At 64.5% G+C, this 2,728-nt stretch carries 4 protein-coding genes and 1 pseudogene; all 5 read right to left on the reverse strand.

Features of this window, described 5'->3' with window-relative positions:
* Positions 1-46: 46 nt before the first annotated feature.
* The gene (locus AC1DRP_RS36085; protein WP_441507034.1) at positions 47-835 is read right to left on the reverse strand and encodes an alpha/beta fold hydrolase; all 789 of its coding nucleotides are present in this window, start codon (positions 833-835) and stop codon (positions 47-49) included.
* Between the two features lie 54 nt (positions 836-889).
* Positions 890-1,309, reverse strand: a complete 420-nt coding sequence (locus AC1DRP_RS36090) for a YciI family protein (RefSeq protein ID WP_476771086.1) — start codon at positions 1,307-1,309, stop codon at positions 890-892.
* Between the two features lie 97 nt (positions 1,310-1,406).
* The gene (locus tag AC1DRP_RS36095) at positions 1,407-1,835 is read right to left on the reverse strand and encodes a YciI family protein (protein WP_476771087.1); all 429 of its coding nucleotides are present in this window, start codon (positions 1,833-1,835) and stop codon (positions 1,407-1,409) included.
* Between the two features lie 119 nt (positions 1,836-1,954).
* Positions 1,955-2,572 carry a dihydrofolate reductase family protein gene (locus AC1DRP_RS36100; protein ID WP_476771088.1) on the reverse strand — a complete coding sequence of 206 codons (618 nt, stop codon included), beginning with the start codon at positions 2,570-2,572 and terminating at the stop codon, positions 1,955-1,957.
* A gap of 8 nt (positions 2,573-2,580) precedes the next feature.
* Positions 2,581-2,728, reverse strand: a pseudogene (locus AC1DRP_RS36105) (IS481 family transposase); the annotation flags it as partial.

Here is a 2,728-nt window from a genome sequence, read left to right on the forward strand (position 1 = left end):
ATACACACCATTTCGGCCCTTGCTGCGCAAGCCGTCCGGTCTGCGGTCAGGCCGCGAGAAAGCGTTCCAGCTCTGGCGCCAACACCGGCAGCGAGACATTGTGCGTCTGCCCCTTCAGCACGGCRTGACTGGCTCCCGGAACGGAATCGGCCGCAGCCTGCGCCGCCATTCTCAGCGAGCGCGGGCTCTTCTCCCCTGCAAGCAACAGCGTCGGAACTGCGACCTTGGCGAACCGCTCGGCCGGCACCGTGAAATCGCCCATGATCGTCGTGTCGTAGACCAGCGTGTGGGCCACTGCCTTGAGCTTGGACCAGCCCGGCATCAGCCGCATCAGCCAGCCGACAAATGTCGGCATGCCGACGATATCGACCATGAAGAAGCGCACTGCGGCGCTGCGCCGGCCCGCGGCGATCAGCGCCCTGAGCTTGCCGGGGCAGTCCTGCGGCGGCTGCCGGCCCTCCTTGTCAGCGGCGAGATAAGGCGGTTCGTACAGCGCGAGCCGGCGAATCGGCACGCCTGCGGCGGCAGCTTCAAGCGCCAATGCGGCGCCGGATGAGAGGCCGACAGCCGCTGCCTCGCCGCCCGCCTCGGCGACGAGCGCAGCGATGTCCTCGATCTCGCGCTGCTTGGCATAGGTCGGCGAGTCGCCGCTATCGCCGCGCCCGCGGCGGTCATAGACGAAGACGGTGAAGCGCTCCGCCAGCAGCGGCGCAAGCTTCGGCATCGGCCCGAAGGCGCGGCTGCAGAGCGCGCCGTCGACGAGGATGACCGCCGGGCCGGAACCGAAGCGCTGATAGGCGATGGCGGTGCCATCCTTGGACAAGACCGTATTCATGAAAGCCTCCACAGACCGATGGCGCAAGACGCAGCGGCAGGTATCGTCCCGCCGTCACTCACCGCCGATGCCCATTTCCCGGAAGCGCTCGACCGATTCGAACTGCTCGAAATCCTCCAGCTCATAGAGTTCGCGGATCTCGATTTCGCACTCCTGACCCGGCTCGAAGGGCCTGGGAAAGCGCCGCGTCCATTCGAGCGCTTCCTCGCGGGACTTGGCCTTGATCACGGTGTAACCGGCGACCAGCTCCTTGGTCTCGGCGAAGGGGCCGTCAACGACGCGGTTCTTGCCGTCGGCCGAGTACTTGATCCTCCAGCCCTTCCAGCTCGGCTTCAGGCCGGAGCCGTCGAGCAGCATGCCGGCCTTGGCAAGCTCCTCGTGATAGGCCGCCATCGCCGCCATCAGACTGTCGTCTTCCGGGAAGATRCCCGCTTCGCTGTCCTTGGTCGCCTTGACCATGATCATGTAACGCATGGATTTGCTCCTGGAGTCGGTGGTCCGAAGCCGGTCGGGGCCTGGTGCCCCGCCGCTCCTGAGGACACGTCGATCGACGCGTCGCGAAATCGACAGGTCAGCCGGCCTTTTTCGCGGCCTCGGCGCGGATGCGCTCTTCCTGCTCGCGCAGCTCCGGGGTGAAGGCCTCTCCGAAATCCTCGGCCTCGAAGATCCGGCGGATCTCGATCTCGGAATCGCCTGTCATTGGATTCGGGCAGCGCTTGACCCATTCGACCGCCTCTTCCATCGACTTGCACTGCCAGATCCAGAAACCGGCGATCAGTTCCTTGGTCTCGGCGAAAGGTCCGTCGACGACGGCACGCTTGGCGCCTGAGAAGCGGATGCGTGCGCCCTTGGAGCTGGGATGCAGCCCGTCACCGGCGAGCATGATGCCGGCCTTTACCAGTTGCTCGTTATAGGTGCCCATGGCGGTCAGCAGTTCCTCGCTCGGCATGATGCCGGCTTCGGAATCCAGGGTCGCCTTGACGATGATCATGAAGCGCATCGGTCTTCTCCTGATGGGGTGGGTGGGTTCTGACTTTGGTTCGGAGAGCGGAGAATTCCCGCTCTCTGTCCTCACGTCGAACGGCGCGCTCCGGAATCGACAACGCGCCGAAACTTTTTTCAGGCTGCGCTGAGATTTTTCTCGCGGCGCGCGATCTCGTCCTCGCTCGGAGCCTCAAGCGCGAAGGAGCCGGTCGTAACCGCACCGGCTCGACGATAGGTCGCCATGATCACGCCCGTGCTCGAAACCCTGCTCTCGACCAGCGTGAAGGCAGCGGGCATGGTGCCCTCGCCGAACAGCCGCTTGCCTGCGCCGAGCACCACCGGGAAGATCAGCAGGTTGAACTCGTCGATCAGGTCCTTCGCCAGCAGCAGCTGGATCAGTTCGCTGCTGCCCTGGAGCAGGAGCTTGGGACCGTCCTGGCGCTTCAGCGCCGCCACCTCGGCGGCGATATCGCCACGTAGCGCGACCGAGTTCTGCCAGTTCAGCGTCTTCGGCGCAGAGGTCGCGACATATTTGATGCAGGCGTTGAACTTCATGGCGACCGGGTCGTCGCCGGCATGCGGCCAATGCGCCGCGAAGATGTCGTAGGTCTTGCGGCCGAGCAGCAGGTCGAATTCCTCGGCGAAGGCCTTTTCCATGACCTCGCCCATCGGCTCGTCCCAGTAGTGGAAGGTCCAGCCACCATKGCTGAAGCCGCCCGAGCTATCCTCCTCCGGGCCGCCCGGCGCCTGCATCACGCCGTCTAGATGTTCAGTCCCGGCATTTGATGGATTGGATCGAGCCTGAATCGTTCTGGCTCTGAAGTCCAGCATTTGCAGATGAACTCGTAGGGTGTGAGCCCCCTAAGGGTCTTCAGCCGGCGGCCGAAATTGTAGGCGGCAACGAAGTCT

The sequence above is a fragment of the Allobosea sp. 01N443 genome (assembly GCF_056399325.1).